Origin of the sequence: Mycolicibacter longobardus (genome assembly GCF_002102265.1) — a bacterium.
Taxonomy (GTDB): Bacteria; Actinomycetota; Actinomycetes; order Mycobacteriales; family Mycobacteriaceae; genus Mycobacterium; species Mycobacterium longobardum.
The window spans coordinates 209483-230443 of record NZ_LQPG01000011.1 but is presented as its reverse complement, the minus strand read 5'-3'; the positions used below and the strand labels follow the sequence as shown (position 1 = coordinate 230443).

General features: G+C 60.3%; 19 protein-coding genes. 3 read left to right on the top strand and 16 right to left on the bottom strand.

Annotation, left to right across the window (positions count from 1 at the left end):
- Nucleotides 1–14: 14 nt before the first annotated feature.
- The 10 genes from AWC16_RS07205 to AWC16_RS07160 all read right to left on the bottom strand — a co-directional run bounded on the left by AWC16_RS07205 (nucleotide 15) and on the right by AWC16_RS07160 (nucleotide 12477).
- Nucleotides 15–1136, bottom strand: coding sequence for an acyl-CoA dehydrogenase family protein (locus AWC16_RS07205; protein ID WP_207572272.1), 1122 nt, complete (start codon nucleotides 1134–1136; stop codon nucleotides 15–17).
- Nucleotides 1137–1202: 66 nt separating this feature from the next.
- Nucleotides 1203–2828 (bottom strand): fatty acid--CoA ligase, encoded by a 1626-nt coding sequence (locus AWC16_RS07200; RefSeq protein ID WP_016889183.1) that lies wholly within the window; start codon nucleotides 2826–2828, stop codon nucleotides 1203–1205.
- Nucleotides 2829–2842: 14 nt separating this feature from the next.
- Nucleotides 2843–3496, bottom strand: coding sequence for a transglutaminase-like domain-containing protein (locus AWC16_RS07195; RefSeq protein WP_012394811.1), 654 nt, complete (start codon nucleotides 3494–3496; stop codon nucleotides 2843–2845).
- The gene (locus AWC16_RS07190) at nucleotides 3493–4950 is read right to left on the bottom strand and encodes a cytochrome P450 (RefSeq protein ID WP_012394812.1); all 1458 of its coding nucleotides are present in this window, start codon (nucleotides 4948–4950) and stop codon (nucleotides 3493–3495) included. Before AWC16_RS07190 ends, AWC16_RS07195 begins: the two co-directional genes overlap by 4 nt.
- Before the next feature lie 115 nt (nucleotides 4951–5065).
- Nucleotides 5066–6601 (bottom strand): flavin-containing monooxygenase, encoded by a 1536-nt coding sequence (locus AWC16_RS07185; protein ID WP_012394813.1) that lies wholly within the window; start codon nucleotides 6599–6601, stop codon nucleotides 5066–5068.
- Between the two features lie 61 nt (nucleotides 6602–6662).
- Nucleotides 6663–7628 (bottom strand): alpha/beta hydrolase, encoded by a 966-nt coding sequence (locus tag AWC16_RS07180; protein ID WP_012394814.1) that lies wholly within the window; start codon nucleotides 7626–7628, stop codon nucleotides 6663–6665.
- Nucleotides 7625–9142, bottom strand: a complete 1518-nt coding sequence (locus tag AWC16_RS07175; protein ID WP_012394815.1) for a flavin-containing monooxygenase — start codon at nucleotides 9140–9142, stop codon at nucleotides 7625–7627. The genes AWC16_RS07180 and AWC16_RS07175 overlap by 4 nt, the downstream gene beginning before the upstream one ends.
- Nucleotides 9143–9189: 47 nt before the next feature.
- On the bottom strand, nucleotides 9190–10689 hold the full coding sequence (locus tag AWC16_RS07170; RefSeq protein WP_012394816.1) for a flavin-containing monooxygenase: 1500 nt from the start codon (nucleotides 10687–10689) through the stop codon (nucleotides 9190–9192).
- Entirely contained in the window at nucleotides 10686–11609 is a 924-nt protein-coding gene (locus tag AWC16_RS07165) for a hypothetical protein (protein ID WP_012394817.1), read from the bottom strand. The genes AWC16_RS07170 and AWC16_RS07165 overlap by 4 nt, the downstream gene beginning before the upstream one ends.
- Before the next feature lies 1 nt (nucleotide 11610).
- Nucleotides 11611–12477, bottom strand: coding sequence for an SDR family NAD(P)-dependent oxidoreductase (locus AWC16_RS07160; protein WP_012394818.1), 867 nt, complete (start codon nucleotides 12475–12477; stop codon nucleotides 11611–11613).
- A 129-nt stretch (nucleotides 12478–12606) separates the two neighbouring features.
- Between AWC16_RS07160 and AWC16_RS07155 the strand changes: the two genes are divergently transcribed.
- Nucleotides 12607–13239, top strand: coding sequence for a TetR/AcrR family transcriptional regulator (locus AWC16_RS07155; protein WP_074319847.1), 633 nt, complete (start codon nucleotides 12607–12609; stop codon nucleotides 13237–13239).
- 166 nt (nucleotides 13240–13405) lie between these two features.
- On the opposite strand, the gene AWC16_RS07150 is transcribed toward AWC16_RS07155, so the two are convergent.
- Nucleotides 13406–14275, bottom strand: coding sequence for a metal-dependent hydrolase (locus AWC16_RS07150; protein WP_012394820.1), 870 nt, complete (start codon nucleotides 14273–14275; stop codon nucleotides 13406–13408).
- 73 nt (nucleotides 14276–14348) lie between these two features.
- Here AWC16_RS07150 and AWC16_RS07145 point away from each other — a divergent pair, with 73 nt between their 5' ends.
- A complete protein-coding gene (locus tag AWC16_RS07145; protein WP_012394821.1) occupies nucleotides 14349–15038 on the top strand; it encodes a TetR/AcrR family transcriptional regulator in 690 nt (229 codons plus the stop codon).
- Nucleotides 15039–15200: 162 nt separating this feature from the next.
- Here the strand turns inward: AWC16_RS07145 and AWC16_RS25520 are convergent, their stop codons facing one another.
- Nucleotides 15201–15578 carry a PaaI family thioesterase gene (locus tag AWC16_RS25520; protein WP_016889187.1) on the bottom strand — a complete coding sequence of 126 codons (378 nt, stop codon included), beginning with the start codon at nucleotides 15576–15578 and terminating at the stop codon, nucleotides 15201–15203.
- On the opposite strand from AWC16_RS25520, the gene AWC16_RS25720 reads away from it, so the two are divergent.
- On the top strand, nucleotides 15546–15830 hold the full coding sequence (locus AWC16_RS25720; protein ID WP_012394823.1) for a hypothetical protein: 285 nt from the start codon (nucleotides 15546–15548) through the stop codon (nucleotides 15828–15830). The two genes, AWC16_RS25520 and AWC16_RS25720, sit on opposite strands and share 33 nt — an antisense overlap.
- 333 nt (nucleotides 15831–16163) lie before the next feature.
- Here AWC16_RS25720 and AWC16_RS07125 read toward each other — a convergent pair whose 3' ends face one another.
- The 4 genes from AWC16_RS07125 to AWC16_RS07110 all read right to left on the bottom strand — a co-directional run bounded on the left by AWC16_RS07125 (nucleotide 16164) and on the right by AWC16_RS07110 (nucleotide 20770).
- A complete protein-coding gene (locus AWC16_RS07125; protein ID WP_046188921.1) occupies nucleotides 16164–17264 on the bottom strand; it encodes a BtrH N-terminal domain-containing protein in 1101 nt (366 codons plus the stop codon).
- Between the two features lie 277 nt (nucleotides 17265–17541).
- Complete coding sequence (locus AWC16_RS07120; RefSeq protein WP_046188899.1) at nucleotides 17542–18648, bottom strand: NDMA-dependent alcohol dehydrogenase; 1107 nt, start codon at nucleotides 18646–18648, stop codon at nucleotides 17542–17544.
- 46 nt (nucleotides 18649–18694) lie between these two features.
- Entirely contained in the window at nucleotides 18695–20311 is a 1617-nt protein-coding gene (locus tag AWC16_RS07115; protein WP_081288818.1) for a fatty acid--CoA ligase, read from the bottom strand.
- Between the two features lie 48 nt (nucleotides 20312–20359).
- Complete coding sequence (locus tag AWC16_RS07110) at nucleotides 20360–20770, bottom strand: SCP2 sterol-binding domain-containing protein (protein WP_016889191.1); 411 nt, start codon at nucleotides 20768–20770, stop codon at nucleotides 20360–20362.
- Nucleotides 20771–20961: the final 191 nt, after the last annotated feature.

Here is a 20961-nt window from a genome sequence, read left to right as displayed (position 1 = left end):
CTAATCGTTCAGGGTCATAGGGAACGCGAGATGATTTCCTTCATCACCTCATTTGTGCCGGCGTAGATTTTCTGCACGCGCTGGTCCACCCACAATCTCGAGATGGGGTACTCGGTCATGTACCCATATCCGCCGTGGAGCTGCAAACAGTCATCGAGCACCTTCATCGCTCGCTCAGTGGTCCACCATTTCGCCATGGCGACGGTCTGGACGTCGAGTTGGCCCGCGAGGTGTAGGTCGATGCAGTAGTCCAAAAATACTCGTGCGATGCGCGTTTCGGTTGCAGCTTCGGCCAAGATGAATTTCGTCTTCTGGAAGCCGAAGACGGGCCGTCCGAACGCTTCCCGCTCACGGGTGTATTTGAGTGTCTGCTCCACGGCAAGTTCCATCGCCGCGACCGCCCCAACCGCGACGATGAGCCGCTCTTGAGGTAGCTGCGTCATCAGCTGAATGAAACCCTGACCCTCGGTCTCGCCCAGGAGGTGCGAGCGGGGCACTCTTACGTCGTCGAAGAACAACTCGGAGGTGTCTTGTCCGCGTTGGCCGATTTTGTCGAGGACCTTGCCGCGCCGGAATCCGGGTCGATCGGCTTCGGCGACGATCAGCGAGATGCCGGCGGCGCCCTGACTTGGATCTGTCTTGGCGACGACGATGATCAGGTCGGCTTGCTGACCGTTGGTGATGAAGGTCTTTGCGCCGGTGATCACGTACTCGTCACCGTCAAGAATTGCTTTGGTCTTGACACTCTGCAGATCAGAACCGGTCCCTGGCTCCGTCATGGCGATAGCACCGATCATTTCGCCTGAGGCCATCTTGGGCAGCCACTGCCTCCGTAGTTCTTCGGCCGCATACTGGAGGATGTAGTGCGCGACGATTCCGCTGTGCAGCCCTGCGCCCCATGAGCTGTCCCCGACTCGGGCTTGCTCTTCGAGTACGACGGCTTCGTGCGCGAATGTGCCGCCTCCCCCGCCGTATTCTTCGGGTATGGACATGCAGAGCAGGCCTAGTTCGCCGGCTTTGTGCCACAATTCTCGGTCAACTTGGTGCTGGTCTGCGAAACGTTGCGCATGTGGGGCCAATTCGGTCGAGAAGAACTTCGCGGCAAGGTCACGAAGCTCGAGCAATTCGGCGCTCATCCAGGGAGAAATTGATGCTGTCACAGGATTCCCTCTCGGCTGTTCAATATCAATGGGTTTGATTTCTTAGGACGTTTCGATCTGATACTCGCCGGCGGAGTGACGCGCGCGTATGGCCTTCTTGTCGTATTTCCCGACGCTTGTTCGGGGAATCTCAGACACGAAGCTCCACCGCTCCGGGATCCACCACTTGGCGACCTTGTCCAACAGAAACGCGCGCAGTCGGTCGATGTCGACCTCGGCTCCACGGTGAACCACGACCAGGGCGAGCGGTCTTTCCTGCCATTTGTCGTCGGGAACTGCCACCACCGCAGCCTCGTAGATCGCCGGGTGACCAATCAGCGTGTTTTCCAGCTCGACTGAGGAGATCCATTCTCCACCTGACTTGATGACGTCCTTCGCACGATCGGTCAGCGTGAGATACCCGTCCGGGTCGATCCGGCCGACGTCGCCGGTGCGCAGCCACCCTCCGTCGAACTTGTCCGGATCATCGTCGCCGAAGTAGGCGCCGGTGATCCACGGGCCTCGCGCCTGTATTTCACCCGCTGATCGACCGTCCCACGGCACTGTCTTCTTGTGGTCGTCACGCAACCGGATCTCGACACCGCACATCGGCCGACCCTGGCTTTCGCGCATCTCCCACGCACGGGTCTCGCCTACTCCGTGCGCTGCGCGTGCGACGGTAGCCAGCGGCGAGGTTTCGGTCATGCCCCATGCCTGCACGATAGGCACGTTGTACTTGTCTTCGAATGCCCGCATCAGCGAGACGGGGACTGCCGATCCCCCGCAGGCAACCAGCCGAAGTGAGGAGATGTCCCGGGCGGGATTCGATTCCAGGTATCGATCGACATCGTTCCAGATCGTCGGCACTGCACCGGCGATAGTCGGCTGAGTCTCTTCGATGATCGACACCAGCGGCGCGGCTTGCAGATGGCGATCGGGTAATACCAAGTCCGCACCAGACATCAACGCCGCGTAGATCAGTCCCCACGCATTGGCGTGAAACATCGGGACAATGGCCAGGATACGGTCGGCCTCGCTCACTGCCAGGGCGTTCGACGTGCAGGCGGTCAGTGCATGTAGGTAGGTCGAACGGTGGCTGTAGACAACACCTTTGGGATTTCCAGTAGTCCCGCTGGTGTAGCACATGGCCGCGGCGGAACGCTCATCGATCTCGGGCCAATCGAAAGTCTCCGGTTGCTGCGCCAGGATCTCCTCGTAACGCAACACCGTCTTCCCGCATCGCTGCAGCGGAGCGAGGTCGCCGCCCCCGGTGGCGATGACCGTATGCACCGACTCCATCGCTGGTAGCGCACTAGCCAACAATGGCGCAACCGACGCATCCACCAGGATGATCTGATCGCTGGCATGGTTGGCGATGTACGCGAGTTGCTCTGGAGCCAAACGAATGTTGAGGGTGTGCAGCACCGCGCCCATGGAGGGAACCGCGCAGTAGGCCTCGAGATGTTCTTGGTTACTCCACTGAAAAGTGGCCACCCGTTGATCTGCCGTTATTCCGAGCCCGCGCAACGCATTGGCAAGTCGGCCCGCTCGCCCCAGGACGCTACGGTAGGACATACTTCGGTATCCAATTCCGTCGGGGGTGATCACCTCGCTGTTTCCGTGAATGGAGGCGGCATGGCGGACAATTGCCGAGATTGTGAGCTGGACGTCTTGCATCGTGCTGTGCATTACGCATCGGCCCTTCAGGCGAACAGGTCTGGATGGCGACTCGCATCGCCTATGAGCGTCCCGTAGTGGGTTCTGAGCGCTTGCAGGATCTCTGCCAGCGGTAGATCGTCGAAGGCGCCTCGATCCCTCAGATATTCCATGTGTTGTGTGCCGTCACCGGCGAACCCGTGCAGCAGGGCGTCTGTGCGCCCGTCGAAATCAATTGGCGGGACGCCGAACCGTGCGCATAGCTCGCGATTGAACGCCGGAGTTGCCTTGACCCAGACACCGCAGAGATGCATGAGGCTGTATCCGTGGTAGACGAAGACGTCGGTACCGCCCATCCGCTCACGCAATGTCTCGGTCTGAAGGTGGTTTCGGACATCGGCGAACCCCAGCCGCGCTGGGATGCCTGCTGCTCGGCAGGCCGCCGTCAAGAGCACCGCCTTCGGGACGCAGTAAGCGCGGTCTGCAGTTGCGATGGTGCTGGCGCGATACGCATGCGGGTCATCGGTCACGGTGTAGGGGTCATACCAAATCGAGTCGCGGACCGCAGTGAAGATGGCTATGGCCTTCGTGGTGTCGTCGACCGCGCCGCGGGTCGCCGATGCAACGAAGTCGCGTACCGATTCATGTTGCCAATCGAGGAACTCCGTGGGCTCCAGGTAAGGCGAGTTCTCACCGCTCATCGGTGCCGCAACGTCACAGGCAGTCCGTCCACGGGAATGGGCAGCGAGGTGTTGTCCCAACGCACGTGATAGTCGTTTGGGACCGTCCAAGTGTAGGTACGCAACATCTGGTGCAGGATTGCCTTCACCTCGAGTGTGCCGAACTGCATCCCAATGCATTTGTGCGCCCCCCCGCCGAACGGCACCCAGGCGAATCGGTGCTGTTGGTCCTCGCGCCGGGGCTCATCGAAGCGCGACGGATCGAAACGGTCCGGGTCGCTCCATATTCTGCGGTCGAAGTGATTTACGGCGGGTGTGATTGCGCACAAGGTTTCACGGGGGATGTGATAGCCGTCGATGGCGACATCGCGGACGGTCTTGCGCATCACCAGCGGAACGGGCGCCAGCAGACGCAGAGCTTCTTTGAGGATCAGATCGAGGACCGTCATCCGCTCCAGTTCGTCGATATCTGGCGAATCGTGACCGAAGGACCGCGCCTCCGCCGCTGCCTTCTCCTGCCACTCAGGATGTTTAGCGAGGAAGTAGGTGACAGCAGTGGTGGTGATCGTGGAGGTGTCATGGGCGGCCATCATGAGAAAGATCATGTGGTTGATCACATCCTCGTCGGAGAACCGTTCACCGTCTTCTGTGGTCGCCTGGCAGAGGGCGGCGAATAGATCGTCGGTCTCGCCTGCACGCGCGGCCGGCAGGTGTCGGGAGAAGTAGTCCTCCAACACGCGCCGCCCATGCACGCCGGCGCGGAACCTGGTGCCCGGGAGTGGAACTCGCACAAAGGAACTCGCCGCGCGAACAGTGGACACGAACGCCTCGTTGACAGCAGCGCTCTCGTCCTTGCCGCGGCCACCCATGAAGACATCCGTGGCAATATCGAGGGTGAGATTCTTCAACAACGGGTAGATCCGGACCGACGGACCGGTCGGCCACGCGGGCACGGCTGCGCGAACGCACGGGGCCACCTGCCCGACATATCCGGTCAGGCGAGGACGCGTGAACGCCTCCTGCATGATGCGCCGGTGCATCAAATGTTCGTCGAAGCTCATGAGCATCAACCCGCGATGGAAGAAAGCATCGATCAGGAAGGACCAGCCATCTTGAGAAAAGGCCTTGGCTTCGCTTGTGAACGCCTCACGCGTTGCGTCTGGACCGGCGATGACCACCATTTTGGTACCGAATGCGCCCATCCACGACACCGAGCCCAAACGTTCGTAACGCTCCCGACTGAATTCTGAACCAAATCGGATGTAGTCGACAGTGTGCCCCAGCAACGGGAGTCCAGCGTCCCCTAGGACGGCTCTCAGCCCAGATCCGGCGGGGGCCGGCGCAAGTTCCCGGACTCTCCAGTCCCGACTCCACTGTCGCCATTTGTCATCGACGACGCGGGGGGCGGGCGCCAACAGGACAGACGTCAACCGCTCCTTGGGGTGACGCGTGATTGCGAGAAGCTGATTAGCCACGATGCCTCCTGGGCGCTCTGCTGCACGGGTATCTGGTAATAGTTTACATAGATGTGCTGAATGTCAATATTCGAACAGTTAACAGTGAAATGTTAGACACCGCCTGCGACCCGGATCATCTGCGCAGCCTCGCGCGGTTCTCACTCGGGCCGTCTAACTGAAGGCGTTCAACGTGCCTGAATAGATAATCGTGACTGCGTGGTTTGCGGGTGAGGATCCGGTAGGCAAATGTAGGCCCAGGCCAGTTCGTCGGGATCGCGCCACTCGAGGTCGTGTACCAGCTCGCGCAAAGCGCCCACACCGACCTTCGCAGCCGCCGGCTCAATCGTGTGTTGTAGCTTTGCTCGATGTCTGGCCTGACGTCGACCGTACGCCCTGGGTCACTCGCCAAAATCTTGATGAGGGCACCGACATAGCGGACCTGAGACTCGATCATGTAAATGATCGACCCGGAACCGACATTCGTGTTCGGGCCATAGAGGAGAAAGAGATTCGGGAACATCGGGACTGTAATGCCCAGGTATGCGTGCGCCTGCGTCCCCCACACCTCGTCCAGAGTCACTCCGCCCCAGCCGCGAACACGCATCGGGGCGAGGAAGTCGGTAGCGCGGAAACCTGTTCCGTAAATGACGACATCCGCGCGATGGAGTACGCCATCGTCGGTCACGACTCCCTTGTCGCAAAGCTTCGCAACCGCGTTGGTCACCAACGAGACTTCACCGTTGGCAATCGCGGGGTAGTAATCATTCGAGAACAACACCCGCTTGCACCCCGGCGCATCTGATGGCGTGAGTTGCCGGCGCAGCATTGGATCGGCAACCTGCCGATGGAGGTGGTAGCGGGCGACCGCGCCGAGAATGCGTGACAAGGGCTTCGCGTCGACCAACGTCACTGCGAGCACTTCAAAAATCAGCCATACCGCGAAACGCTCAAGACGCAGCCACAGCGGCAGAACCTTAATCAGCTGTTGGTGAAGACGTCCGTACCTGCTGTCCCACTTCGGCAAAATCCAAGGCGCCGTGCGCTGATACAGCGTTACGCGCTGTGCCTCGTGTGCGATCCGTGGCACAAACTGTATCGCGCTTGCGCCTGTCCCGATGACGGCTACTTCCTTGCCGCGCAGCGATACCGAATGGTCCCAACGCGCCGAATGAAAACGCGGCCCCTCGAAGGTGTCTTCGCCGGCAATATTCGGCGTATGAGGTCGCGAGAGCTGCCCCACGGCCGAAATCACGACATCGCACCAGATCGTCTCGCTGGATCCGGTCACCAAACGCCAACGGCCGGCCTGTTCATCGAAGGTCATCTCGACGACTTCGGTCCGCGTGCGCAAATGCAGGTCCATTCCGTCGGCCAGGACGAGTCGGCGAAGATATTGGAGTATCTCGGGCTGTTCTGCATAACGTCTCGACCAACGAGTGTTGGGCTTGTCCGAGAGTGAGTACAACGCTGACGGCACGTCGCAAGCCGCTCCTGGATAGGTGTTGTCGCGCCAGACGCCGCCGATGTCTGCAGCCTTTTCCACCATGGTGAAGTTGGTGAATCCGTCCCTCTTCAGCTGATGGGCCATGGCGATACCCGCGACGCCGGCCCCGATGATCACTATCGACGGATCGTGTCCTCGAGGATCCCTCGCAAAGCCGCCTGTCATGAGACAGCTAAGAAGCAGTTGATGGCGCGGTGGCAGTGGAGCATCCACGGTCCCAACACTTTCACCGGTGGGCCGAAGCTTTCAGGAAGTTTCCAGCGCGGTGGATCGCCTCACGAGCCTCGGGCAGGATTCGGAACATGGCTTGGAACACGTGGATCTGTCCCCGGTACACCTGTATCTCAACGCTTGATCCGGCCGATCGGAGGCGGTCGGCAAGATGCCTCGAGTCATCGATCAACATTTCTCTTCCGCCTACCTGAATCAGGATCGGTGGCATGGACCTGAGGTCTGCGTCGAGCACGCTGATTCGCTCATTGCGGTGATCTGCACCAGCCACGTACAGGTCAAGAGCGCGGGCCGCGGACCGAGCAGAGGCGAAAGGATCACGGCGGCGAAGTTCGCGTGCCCTCGCGAGTTCACATGTCAGATCCAGGACCGGAGACATGAGAAGCATCGAATCCGGCAGCGGCAGTCCGTCACTACGTGCGCCAAGGGCGGTGGCCATCGTGAGCTGGCCGCCCGCCGAGTCCCCGGCCACCGCAACACCGCGTTCGCCGGAAGCCGAAGGCTGCCCTGTGACGAGCCAGCGGTATGCGTTCAGTGCATCGTCGGCGGCAGCGGGAAAGGGATAGCGTGGAGCTAGCCGATACCTCACCGCAAAGATGGGCCGACCGCTCGCGGAGGCAAGTTCACCGAGCAGGCCGCGGTGGGTAGCCGGTGAGCACATGGAGTAGGCGCCGCCATGAATGTAGAGCAACGGAACCGCGTGTGGATCGACTGCAGGAGAAGTGATCCAATCCCCGCGTATCTGATTCCCGGCGAACTCGGTATCTATTGTGCGAACCGCCACGCTTCGGCGGGGCCGCGATCCCACAAGCGCCATCCGGAGTACGCGATCCATCACCGCGAGGCCGTGGGCGCTCGACGGGATGAGTTGCGACAGCGGACGCAGTGTGTTTCGCGAAGTCATTGCCACGAAATGACTTGCAAGACTGGGGCGCCGGTCCGCCGCATCAGTGTTGGTCACCGTGCGCCAACGGATTCTGCGCGACGTTCAAATCGGTAATCGGAGAGCCGGAAGGTGCGGCTACGCCAGTAAGTCTCCAGGGTAGTTGACGGACGCAACGGAACATCGCCGTGTTTGTCGAAATAGTAACTGTTGGCATTGGAACAGCTCGGCTGCCAGAAAACCTGTCGATGTCGGCGGCTAACCATGTCACCGAAGTAGCGATCGTTCGCCTGCTGTCTGACCTCTACGTAATCAGCCTTCAGCGTGCGCGCACGACGAAGACAGCGGACGATATGCCGACTTTGCGCCTCGATGAGTGTGAAGTACGAGGAGCCGTTGTAACCATAGGGACCGAAGATATTGAAGTGATTCGGGAACCCTGGGACGCTCACACCCTCGAAGGCTTGGAGGCGGTGCTCATCCCACCAGGCAGACTGCTCCACTCCACCGCGTCCCTTCAGCACATAAGTCGGCATATTGCCCGACTCCATCACTTTGAACCCGGTGGCCAAGACCATGACATCGATCGGATAACTCTTGCCATCTTCAGTGTGAACCGAGGCATGGTCGACATGGGTGATGCCGCTGGTCTCGAGCGAAACATTGCGACGGTTGTACGTTGCGAGATAGGAATTGTGGAAACTCGGTCGCTTACAACCCAACGAATAGCGAGGAATGAGTTGGTCTCGAGTCACCGGATCGTCGACCGCCCGACGCATATAGCGTTTCGCCGCCTCTTCCATGAGGTCCGACACAGGGATCAACGAGTGAAAATGAGCTGCGATGGGAAATGTGAACTCGACGAACGCCTGACTCGCAGTGCGCGTCATCAGTTGTGCCCCTGGCACCAACCGCATCACTGTCGCGGCCCAGCTCGGTATGGAGAAATCCGGCTTCGGCAAGCAGTAAATCGGCGTTCGCTGGAAGACCGTCAGACTTGATGCGATCTTCGCGACTTCGGGAATCAGCTGCACCGCAGATGCCCCAGTCCCGATCACCGCCACCCGCTTACCGGTGAGATCTTTCGTATGGTCCCATCTGGCCGTATGCAGCGTCACGCCGGCGAAGTCGCGCACTCCTGGAATATCAGGCCACTTCGGCCGACTGAGAACGCCAGAGCAATTTATCACAAAACGCGCGGTCAGATTCTGACCAGAGGAGCAGCTCAGCCGCCATAGTGCGGCGCCTTCGTCGAAACAGGCTTCGTCCACAGTCGTGTTGAACCGGATGTAATTTTGGAGTCCGTATTTTTCTACACACCGCTCTGCATAAGCCTTCAACTCATCCCCGTGAGCGTAAGTACGTGACCAGGATGTTCGCATCTCATAAGAGAACTGGTAACTATAGGACGGAATATCGACCGCTATTCCCGGATACGTATTCCAGTGCCATGTACCGCCGACGCCATCGGCGTCATCGACTATAAGAAAGTCCGCAAATCCGGCCTTCAACAGGCTGATCGCTGTACCAATCCCAGAAAACCCGGCTCCGACTATTACAATTTCGTAGTGCTGCCCAGACTCAGAACCCATTACTTCCTCACGTGCGCTTTGATGTTTACCCTATCCGCTGCTGCAGTTCAGCGTGTTTGTGTCAACTTCAGGTCAGCATCGTCACGCCGAGTGATATCGTAATCCCGCATATCCAGACGGGACAGTTCCCTGGTGAACTGAGTCGCAAAGCCCGGATACATCGTGCCGTTATAGCCATCCTCTGTTAAATACCAGCTGCTGCAACCCGAGTTCCATGTCGTGCGTCGTAACCGCCGCTGAATATTGGAGTGGTACGCGTTTTGGCTATTCTCTTTCACATCCAGGGTATGGACTCCGTTACCTTGGTCGCGCAAGAGCTCGATCGCTTTTACGATGTAATCGATTGCCGCCTCCATATATAGAAGAGCGGAGTTGTGGCCAGGACCGGAATTAGGCCCGAAAGTGAAGAACAAATTCGGATACCCGGCCACACTCACGCTCTTGTAGGCAAATCTCCCCTCAGACCACGCGTCTTCGAGTTTTCGCCCGTCGCGCCCCAGGATCGGAAATGGCGTACCGCGTTTACACACATCGAAGCCTGTCGCGAATACTATGCAGTCCACCTCATGCTCGATGCCGTCGGCGGTTCGAATTCCGTTCGGAGCCAGTGTGGCGATCGGCCAGCTGACGAGTTTGCAGTTATCGGCCTGGAGAGCAGGGTAATAGTCGTTAGTCATAAGCATGCGTTTGCACCCAGGTCTGAACTGCGGTGTTAGCTGACGTCTCAACCAGGTATCCTTCACCTGCCGACGCAGATTCGCCTTCGCGGCCGCTTGGATGACAGATGTGGCAGCGGTATCCCAAACCATGCCCACGGCCATGACCTCATGCGCCCAAAACCACGCACCTCGTAGGGCCTGTTCGGTTGCCGGCATGCGCTTGAAAGTCGAACGCGCCCAGGCCGGATGCCGGAAATTCACCCTCGGTAGGACCCAGCCGGGCGTCCTCTGAAACACCTTGACCGACGCCGCCAACTGGACCAATTCGGGAACGATCTGCACAGCGCTCGCCCCGGTCCCGATAACCGCCACCCTCTTACCGCTCATGTCATAGGAGTGGTCCCACCGAGCACTGTGAATCTTTTTCCCCTCGTACGACTCGATGCCACGAATATCCGGGAAACTGGCGTCAGCAAGTGGTCCGCTAGCCATCACGACTGAACGGCCCCGATACCGCCTGCCGCCGGTCGTGTCGACAACCCACTCTCCGGCATCCTCGTCGAATTCCAGTGCACTCACGTCCGCACCGAAATGAATGAACCTCCCAAGATCGTATTTCGCGACAATCGCGTCGATATAGGCGAGGATCTCTGCGCTCCCCGAGTATGCGCGAGTCCAGCCTGGGTTCGGCTCGAACGAGTAGGAGTACAGCAATGACGGAATGTCGCAGGCGGCGCCGGGGTAAGTGTTGTCACGCCAGGTGCCCCCGACGCGATGTGATCGCTCCAAGATGACAAAGTCGTTAACGCCCGCTTGAAGCATTCTCATCGCCGTACCGATACCCGCGAAGCCGGCGCCGACGATCAAAGTCGTTACCGTGTCCGTCATTTAGCGACCGGTTCATAGGTCAGTTCATCCGTCCATGAAGGCGGTCGCCCGAGTACTTGCACGGGGAAGATGTCGATCGCATTGCCTAAGCGCTGGGAAACGAAGTGAAGGGGTTGGGACCGCTTGATCGAGGAGGACATGTGGGCCTTCAAGATGTGATATCCAGGCACCCTCCGCGTGTGCTCACTGCGGTCCCCGACATTGCCATATCGCGTCACCGCGTTGTACAGCTTCTCTTCGGATAGCCCCATCGCGTTGAGATTCATCAACATGCGCGTGAGAAGCGGTATATACAGCAACGCGCCAGTGAGAATACGGGGGTCCATCACAGCGCCGACCGTTTGGATTGCATGGATTCGCATGGGACTGGCGCCGAGGTCATTCAGGACTTGAAAACCTACTGCAAGGTGCCGCGATTCGTCGCTGTTGACCTTATTGAATACTTCCCCGCAAATTGGGTCGTCGACCTCATCAAGGAGAAATTTCAGCAGGGCCCCGTCCAGCGCGGTCTCCAGTGCGGGAATCGCGGCGCCGATGACAGTCAGAGGAAGAGCCTCAGCGTACCGATCTAGCCACTCGATCACGAGACGGATGTTCTTATTCGGTACAGGCTTTTCGCCTTCCTCGATCATGCCCCAGCGACGCATCAGAGCAAGTTCGGCGTTGGCGTGACGCTGCTCCTCGGCGTGAAAGTAACGGTAAATGTCTCCGAGCGCTTCGAAGGGCGCCTTCGGGGCCATCGCAGCAAAGGCGCGCGCTCCGACATGCTCAATCCACACCACGTCGGACATGAATTGCTTGAGTTTGGGACGCTGTTCGTCGGTGATCAACTCCGCACCAGGGGCGCCCCAATCGATATCGGCGAGAGCCCATTGCTTGTTCTTGATCGTCTCGAGCATGTCGCTATATGCGAACGCCATTTCACTGCTCCCTCTGTTCGGCTGGATCGTTCCATGAGGCCACGCGCTCCACCAGCCCCAACGCCCGCGTAAACTGACCGGGTAAAGCTCTTTTCAGTTGCCACAAAATTTTCGCGTCCAGTTGGGGCACTACATAGATTTGTCCGCGATCGTGCGCGTTCAAGGTCGTTCGAGCCACTTGATCCGGCGAAATGCCGGTCCACCTCATCAGGTTGGTCGCGAGTTTCGCCGCCGACTCCTCAATCTGAGGATTTTTGGCGATGTTCGTCTTGACGAAGGTGGGGCAAAGCACTGTGACATTGACGTTAGTACCGCTCAGTTCGGCCGCCAAGGTCTCGGACAGAGCGAGCACTCCGGCCTTACTCACGTTGTATGCCCCCATTCGGGGCGCCGAGCCGAAACTCGCGGCGGACGCCACATTGATCACTCCGCCACGGCCGTTGCTCCGGAGCCGGGGAACGAAAGTCTCGCACCCGTAGATAACACCCCAAAGGTTGACAGAAATCGCAGCGTTCCAGTCCTCGACCGACGTAGCGCCGATGCGATTGCCGCCCGCACCGATTCCGGCGTTGTTGATCACCAGGCTCGCCGCCTTGCCAAACCAGTCTTCACTGGCATCAGCGAGGTTACGGACCTGCTCAAGGTCGGTGACGTCGCATACGACGTCGAAACCCTCGCCGCCGGCCTGCCTCACCAACTCGGCCGACTCTTTCGCAGTGATGGGGTCTTTGTCCGCACACACAACACGTCCACCTCGGCGTGCAAGCTCAACGGCGAACGCGCGGCCGATACCGCTCCCTGCGCCTGTGACTACTGCGTGGGCGCGGTGGGTTCTACCTGGTGAACTACCGAACGGCAAGAACCTCATCTGCTTGCCTTTCGGATCGCGACACTGATTTCCGGTGCGGGAGACCATTGATTTGGGGGCATCAGCCACCATTGGTGTCGCATGCCACCAGTTTGGTCGTGAGCCCGACGTTTTGTCAAGATGTTTGATGTGCGGTCGAGAAACACGCGCTGGGGTGGTCGGACCGGTGCTGAGCGTCGAGCAGAGCGACGGCAGCAATTGATCGAGGCTGCGACCGAGATTTGGAGTGAGAGCGGTTGGGCCGCAGTGACTATGCGCGGCGTGTGCGCCCGGACAGGGCTCAACGATCGATACTTCTACGAGGACTTCAAGACGCGCGAGGATCTTCTCGTCGCAGCGTGGGATGGCGTTCGCAATGACATGCTCGGCGAGGTTTCCGCGCTCTTCGACGAGCGTGTGGATCGGCCGCCGATCGAAACCATCACCGCGGCGATCGCCATCGTGGTCGACCGGATCGCACGCGATCCTGGCCGGGCGCACATCCTCCTCGCTCAGCATGTAGGTAGCTCACCGCTGCAAGATCGCCGCGCTGTGGCGCTGCAGGAGGCAACGCAGTTGGTCGTCGAGGCAAGCCGGCCACATCTCAGAGAAGACGCCGACGAGACGGCCCTTCGTATGGACACTTTGGTTGCGGTGGGGGGGTTCGTCGAAGTCATCACGGCCTGGCACTCCGGTTTGCTCGCGGTGACCGAAAAGGAAGTGGTCGCGCACACGAGCCGACTGGCTGAAACCTTGGCTCAACGCTACGTCGTCAGCGGCTGAGGCTTAACCTTTCCGTGAGTTTCGAGGCCGACTGCACTTGTCTGTATGACTGTCGCCTTGACCCGCCACCGGGCATCCAATCCGTGACGACAGGCGCGCTGTCGATTGTTTGGAGGAACGACGCAGAAACAGTGTCTTTCTGCGTCGCCCTCCTCACGCACTTTTGCTACCCCGGCTGAGCGATGACCTTCTGTGAGCCGTCTTGGTCGAACAGTTCCTTGCTCCATCGCTCCAGGACCGCGGTGCTGTCCCAATCATCAGGGTGGAAGCCGGGGCGGTTGTACGAACGGAATCGCTGCAGCGCATCGGCGGTGAACATCGGGGTGCGACTGAAGCGACGTAGGCTACGCACCAACGTGACCGGGTTATACGAGGCCTTGTCAGAGGCCATCGACAGCGCAGTCTGCAGAATGAGTTCGCCGAACAGAATTGCAGAGGCGATCCGCATGCCCCGTACGCGGGTGCGCTCGGTGCCTCCAATCAGCCGATAGGCGTCGAAGGCGACGGCTTTGTGCTCCGACTCCTCGAACGCATGCCACAGCAGAATCGGTCGAACCTCTGTCTGTCCGATGAGCTTCTGCGCGTCATCGCTGGTGAGAATGATTTCAGCGAGCGTCGCGGTGTAGTGCTCCAATGCAGAGGTCATCGACAGCCGCATTTCTGGCGAAAAGCGCCGCTCCAATCGCTTGATCAGGCGTGCGACGTGGCGGTCGATCCGCGCGGTCGGATAACCCATGGCCTGGAGCCGTTCGTTGAGGAGCCGATGCTGGTGTCGGTGTGTGGCCTCTTGCCCGATGAAACCCTTGACCGCTGTCAGCAATTGGGGATCGTCGATGGAACTCTGGAAATACTTGACCGAGCGGATGAAGAAGTCTTCCCCTTCCGGGAAGGTCGCAGAAAGCACCGAGATGAAATGGCTCATCACCAGGTCGCCATCCACGAAGTGTCGCCGCTTCGTGGAGGTGGGCATGGGGAAACGAACGCGCCGGGGTTTTGGCAATACACGGCTCTTGGTCGAGGCTCGATCTTCCGGCATCTTGACGGGGTCCTTCCTCCGTTGCGTGATCTGACTTTAGGCCTTGTCACATGAGACTGCCAGAATGTAGGGCATGAGTCCAGCACGTGTTTATGGCGGGCTGTCCGCAACTCAACGCGATGCGCAGCGCCGCGCACTGCTGATTGACGCCGCGGTCGCGCTCATGGGCAAGCAGGGAGCCGCCGCGTGCACCGTGACCGCTGTGTGTACGGAGTCAGGAGTGACGAGCCGGTACTTCTACCAGCAGTTTCGCGACAGAGACGCGCTCCTGCGTGCGATGTTCACCAAGATCTCCACCACCTTCCAAGCCGTGATCACCAAGGCGATACCGGATGACACCGTTGCTCCTCAAGAACTCGCTTACGCTCCGATAAAGGCCCTGGTTCAGATGATCGAGAACGATCCCAGCATGGCCCGCATATTGTTTGTCGAATCGGGCGCTGAACCCCTGCTTCGGCAGCTGCGAAGCGAACTGATGTCCGAATTTGCGGAGCTCGTCCTCAGAGAGGCCCGCCTGCATCTCGATATACCCAGCGAGGTGATTCAGGTCGCAGATCTCGCCGCTACCTACGGTGTCGGGGGCCTGTTCGAGATTCTCCGTCGCTGGATAGACGGACAACTAAACCTATCGACCGAAGTGCTTATCGAGCATTGTGCGGGTTTTCTCGGCAGTCTTGGCCTGTATACCCTCGGCCAGAAACCTGACCCGGCCGCTTCGCACATCCAGGTCGATATCAACTCCCCGGCGGGCCACAACAGATGAGACCGGCGGTATTTTCGCCGACACGCTGCGGCGTCACGCTACCGAAGGCTGGTACACCACGATGTGGTCGAGTACGCGTTTGCTTAGCAAACCCCCTGTCGGCCCCGGTTCAATCCTGAGCAGCCTGCGCCGGTTGAAAAATGAGCAGATTTACGGGTTGAGTCATCCTTCCCAGGGTGGTCGCGCAGTGCAGCGTATTGACGACGCCTTCTGTATGGAGCTAGTGAAGTGATCCAGCGTGACGACGACGAATAACCCGGACGCGGACGCGACCAGCTGGCCGGTGGCTTCCTCGCGCAATTCTGTCCGCACTTCGAGTTTCCGGCCGGTTCTGGACACGAGCTCCGCGCTGACCTCGTAGGGAACCCCCAGCAATACCGGCGCGAAGAACTCGGTGTCGAGCTTACGGGTGACGGCCATCTCACCGACGACGTAGAGCAGCATGCCCACCGTGTCGTCAAGAACCGTCATGACTGCGCCGCCGTGTGCGATCCCGGGTGCGCCGCGATGTCGGCCGTCGAAGATATGCCTGGCGCCCACCCCGTCGCCACGCCGACGCGCTCGCAGGCGATGACCGTGCGGATTGTCTGTGCCGCAACCAAGGCACCACGGATGGTGCGCATCGAGGTAGTCGCCGTCGGCGGCGATAACACGATTCTGAAAGTTATGCCACCACGCGATGGCCGAATCTTCTTCCGCTTGCTCGTCGATGACGAAATCCTCCTAAATAGGACCACGCAGTGCATGGACCACCATGCGACTGAAGAACTGCGCCGACGTCGGCTGGGCTGATCGCCCGAAGAGTATGTAAAGGACTCGTTAGCCCGCCGAGATCATCGCTGCGGTACACCTTCCAGTTCCGTCACTATCAGCCATTTGGTCCTGCCCCGCAATACGCCCTCGACGCTGTCGCCGCATAGCTCGCCCGATAATGCTCGGGGTCGTCGTCGGTGCTATAGGGGTCATACCAAATCCTGTCCCCCACAGCGGTGACGGTCAACCTCGCCTTCTGCACAAGGGTCACGAACGTCACCGACCGCGTTCTGGGCGAAGCGCTGAACATCGTCATGCTGCCAATCGAGAAACCAGTAGTCTTCAGGAAACTCGATTGATTTGAAGTGCCACTCACGGATAGCCTTTCAGATGAGCTTCGATGCCGGTATCGACAGTGCCAACGGATCGACTGGCCGTTTCGAGGGCTTCGACGAGGCGCGTTTCGGCGTCCGGGATCGTCGCGGCGACTTTGGCCGCAGCTAGACTACGACTCCGTAGCGATGTGCCGGCATCCGTGGCTGCGGCCGCAAGCGTAGACCACGCTTTGGAAGCATGTCGGGCCGCGGCAGCCGCTTCGGCAGTGGCGGCGTCATCTAGGAGATCGGCGATGTTCTGGCAACCGTCTGCCTGCAGCGTACGAAAGAGCCCGCCGCCGGTACCGGCTTTCTCGATGAACGCCCCGAGCCCGAACAATGCCGCGGTCAGGGCATCGTCATCGAACAGCGTTGGCCAATGCCCTACGTCATCGGCGAAGTCCTGCACACCCTTCAAACCGGAAGATTCGACTTCAGCTGCCTCGATGCGCAGTAGCGGCGCACCTACGGCACCGCCGCGCATGAACGCTGCGCTCGCGGCGAGTGCAGCGGCCGCGATCGGCCCAAGGTCTGGCACTCGCTCTGGCCAGTCGACGTGATATGTGGTGTGCCGGGTAGGTGTGGGAAACCCGACCGAGGACCGCGCCCGGCGTAGGTCGTCGTAGGCCACCGTCTGGGTTGTCTCGCGGTCATTATCGACCACATAGGCGACCCGTTGTTCGTCATCGTATCCGGTGATGACAATGTCGTGACGGCTCATGTGCAATCGGACGCGCAGGTAAGGAAGTTCGCCGATGTCAGCCCAGACCATGACGGGTCGACCTTTGTCGATTTCGTCGGTCACAAATGCCCATCCCACGTCCGGGTCATCGGTCGATCGCACGACGAACTTTGCGCCAACCCGGGAGAGGTAATCCTGTTCCAGGTCGCTTCCTCGTCCTACCAGGTACACCTGGGGGAACAACTGCGTAGAGCGGACGTACGAGAAGTCCAAGGCTCCGCCGAGGGTGAAGACCAATCCTTCACTGAGTGCTTCTGTCCCCCATCCGAGTTGGGCCCATTCAGTAAGGTCACGAAGCGCACCGGAACCACAGTGCCCTCCCCTCCTATGGGGATAGGGAATTTGAATCCTCGTCATCGCCGCTTCCTTCCTTGTCAGTAGCACTGTTGAGACTCGTCAAAAGCTACGTTTCATCACGGCTTCCCGGCTGACAGTAGGTGCCAACACCAACACGCGTGACCGCAGCCAACCTCAGCCGCGCATCTCGACCGCCTATGGCGATGGGGCACATTGACTTTCGATCGCTAGTCCTGCATCAACACGTCAACGGTAAGAGCCACAGACGCGCAGCACTCAACCGTTGTACTCAGCTCGCTTGCTCCCGTGGTCGCGCTCCCGCGCTTCGGCTGCTTTATCAGAATCGGATGAGTCCTCGGATGTTGCGGCCCGATCGCATATCCGCGTAGCCTTCGTTGATCTGATCGAGGGTGTACTCACGGGTGATCAGCTCATCCAGCTTGAGGTGTCCGGCGTTGTAGAGCTCGACGAGCCGCGGGATGTCGTGGGCGGCGTTCGACGAACCGTACAGAGCGCCGCGGATCTGCTTTTCATACAGCGTCAATTCCAGCAGTGAACCCGACATCGAGGTGTCTTCGGGGTGCCCGATCGCGGTAACGACCACACGGCCGCGTTTACCGACCAAGGACAGCGCCTCGCCGATGTAGGACCCTTCGGCGACATCGGTGGTCAAGACGCAGACATCGGCGAGTTTGCCGCGGGTGATGTCACTGATCAGTGACCAGGCCTCGTCGATCGTGGCAACGGCATGCGTCGCACCGAAACCGCCGGCTTGTTCACGCTTGAACGCCACCGGATCGACAGCCACGATGTTCAACGCGCCCGCGATGCGGGCACCCTGAATCGCATTCATGCCGATGCCACCGGCTCCGATCACTACCACGGTATCCCCGGCACGCACCTCACCGGTGCGCACCGCCGACCCGTACCCGGTCGTCACACCACACCCGATCAACGCCGCCTTGTCCAGCGGTGTCCCCTGGTCGATTTTGACCAGAGACGCCTTGGGGACCACGGTGTATTCCGAGAACGTGCCCAGCAGGCACATCTGGCCGACGTCCTCACCCCGGGCATGGAAACGGTAAGTGCCGTCGATCTGGGGTCCCATCATGAGCGCGGCACCCAAGTCGCACATGTTCCCCATCCCCCGCGCGCAATAGGAACAGTGCCCACACGACGGCAGGAACGTCAGGATCACCGAATCGCCCTCGGCGACGTTCTCGACACCCGCACCCACTTCGACCACGGTGCCGGCACCCTCGTGGCCACCGACGACGGGCAGCGGAATGGGCAGGTCGCCGGTCACGAGGTGTTCGTCGGAATGGCACAACCCGGTCGCGGTCAGCTGGACGAGCACTTCATCGGGGCCGGGAGGATCCAACTCGATGTCCTCGACTTCCCACTTTTCTCCTAGGCCCCACAGCACTGCAGCACGTGTCTTCATGTGTGTCTCCTTAACGTCAGTGTTTCGGTCGCAGTGGATTGATGATTCACGCCAGCGTCTCGATGATGAGGTCACCGTCGCCGAACTGGCGGCGCAGCTTCTTCTTGTCGAACTTGCCAGTGGAAGTCAGCGGAATGTCGGTGACGAACGCCCACCGTTCCGGTAGCCACCACTTGGCCACCCGCGCACGCAGAAATTCGGTCAGCTCCGCCGCGGTGGCGGTGCGGTCGGCAGCCAGGACGACCACCGCCAGCGGCCGTTCCTGCCACTTGTCGTCGGGCACTCCAATCACCGTGGCGGTGCGCACCGCAGGGTGAGCGGCCAACTCGTTCTCCAATTCCACCGAGGAGATCCATTCGCCCCCGGACTTGATGACATCCTTGGAGCGGTCGGTCAGCGCGATGAACGCGTCCGCGCTGATCGTCCCGACGTCCCCGGTACGCAACCACCCGTCCGGCGACGCCGCCGGACTGTCATTCTCGTAATACGACTGAGTGATCCACGGGCCGCGGACTTGAATCTCCCCCACCGATTTTCCGTCCCACGGTTGTTCTGCACCGCTGTCATCGACGATGCGGGCCTGCACACCGGCCACCACCCGGCCTTGGGTTGCGCGCAGGTGAAGCGACCTCTCCGGGGTATCAGAACTCCGCGGCAGAGCGACCGAGGCCAGCGGGGAAGTCTCAGTCATCCCCCAAGCCTGCACAATGCGGATGCCCAGCTCGTCATAGGCGGTCATCAACGACCGCGGAACCGCCGAACCACCGCAGGCCACCATCTTCAGCGAACTCACGTCATGGCCGGGATTGTCGCGCAGGTAGTGCAGAACATCGGTCCAGATCGTCGGCACCGCCCCCGCCATCGTCGGTCGCACCGCCTCGATCATCTCCACTAGAGGCCCCGCCTGCAGGAAACGGTCAGGCAGCAGAAGCTGCGCGCCGGCCATCATCGCCGCATACGGCAACCCCCACGCGTTGGCGTGGAACATCGGAACGATCGCCAACACCGTGTCGTCATGACCGATGCCCAAGGCATTCGAGGTGCACGCCGCCTGCGAGTGCAACCACGTCGAACGATGGCTGTAGACAACACCTTTCGGGTGCCCGGTGGTACCGCTCGTATAGCACATCGCTGCGGCCGACTGCTCGTCGACGTCGGGCCAGTCGAACGTACTCGACTGGGCGGCCACCACATCGTCGTACCGTAGGACGTCCTTTCCGCACCCCTCGACCGCGGCAAGATCGCCGGTTCCGGTCACTAGCACCGTGCGCACCGAGGTCATCGACGGCAACGCCGCCGCCAAAAGGGCCAGCACCGTACTGTCGACGATGATCACCCGATCCTCGGCATGATTGGCGATCCACGTCAGCTGTTCCGGCGGCAGCCGCAGGTTCAACGTATGCAGCACCGCGCCCATCGACGGCACCGCCGCGTAACAGTCCAGATGCTCCTGGTTGCTCCACTGTAACGTCGCGACACGCTCATCTCCACGGATGCCGATCTGGCGCAGAGCATTTGCCAACCGTGCCGCACGCTCACCCACCTCGCGATAGGACACCCCAGAGATCTGCCGGGGTCCGCGCGCAGTCAGCACCTCGCGATCGCCATGAACTGCCGAAGCATGGGCCACGATCGCGGGCACAGTCAACGCAACGTCCTGCATCGTGCTCCTCATCGCACACCCGCCCTACAGCCCGCGGTGAGGCGAGGGTCACGCATCGATGAGGTCCTGCCGATTCTGGCTCTCCAGCATCAACCGGTACTCGGGGAACAGGTTCTTGGCCTGCGGGATCAACTTGATCAACTTCGGCACCGGACCTTTCGCACGTACCGTTCCCTTGGCCATCGCCATCGTCAAGTTCACCTTCCCCAACCAGAACTTGTTCCCCGTGTCTGCCGACATGAACAACTCCACGTTGGGCACCGCGGTACTGGCCGCTCCGGTCTCCACCACCTTGTTCGGCATGTCCACCGTCACAACCGCATCCGGATCTGTGTAATGCACCCGCAACACCACACCCGAATTCGCGAGCTTGTCCGCCAGACCTTCCTTCTCCAAACCCCGCCGAAAGATCCCGCCCAGGAAGGCATAGACCTCGTCCTCGTCCCTAAATACCGCCACCGTCAACCTCAACTAACCTCATTGTCAGAACAGAACAGAACAGAACAGGCACCGACTTCTGACGCTGCTCCTCCGGAAAGAATCGTCATGCTCGTTGGGAAACCCCACTAGGTCCTGATGCGCTGCGCCAAGGCGACCGCCGGGCAGCCGCTAGCGTTCCTTTGCCAGCGGGGCTGGATGGCAATTGTCAC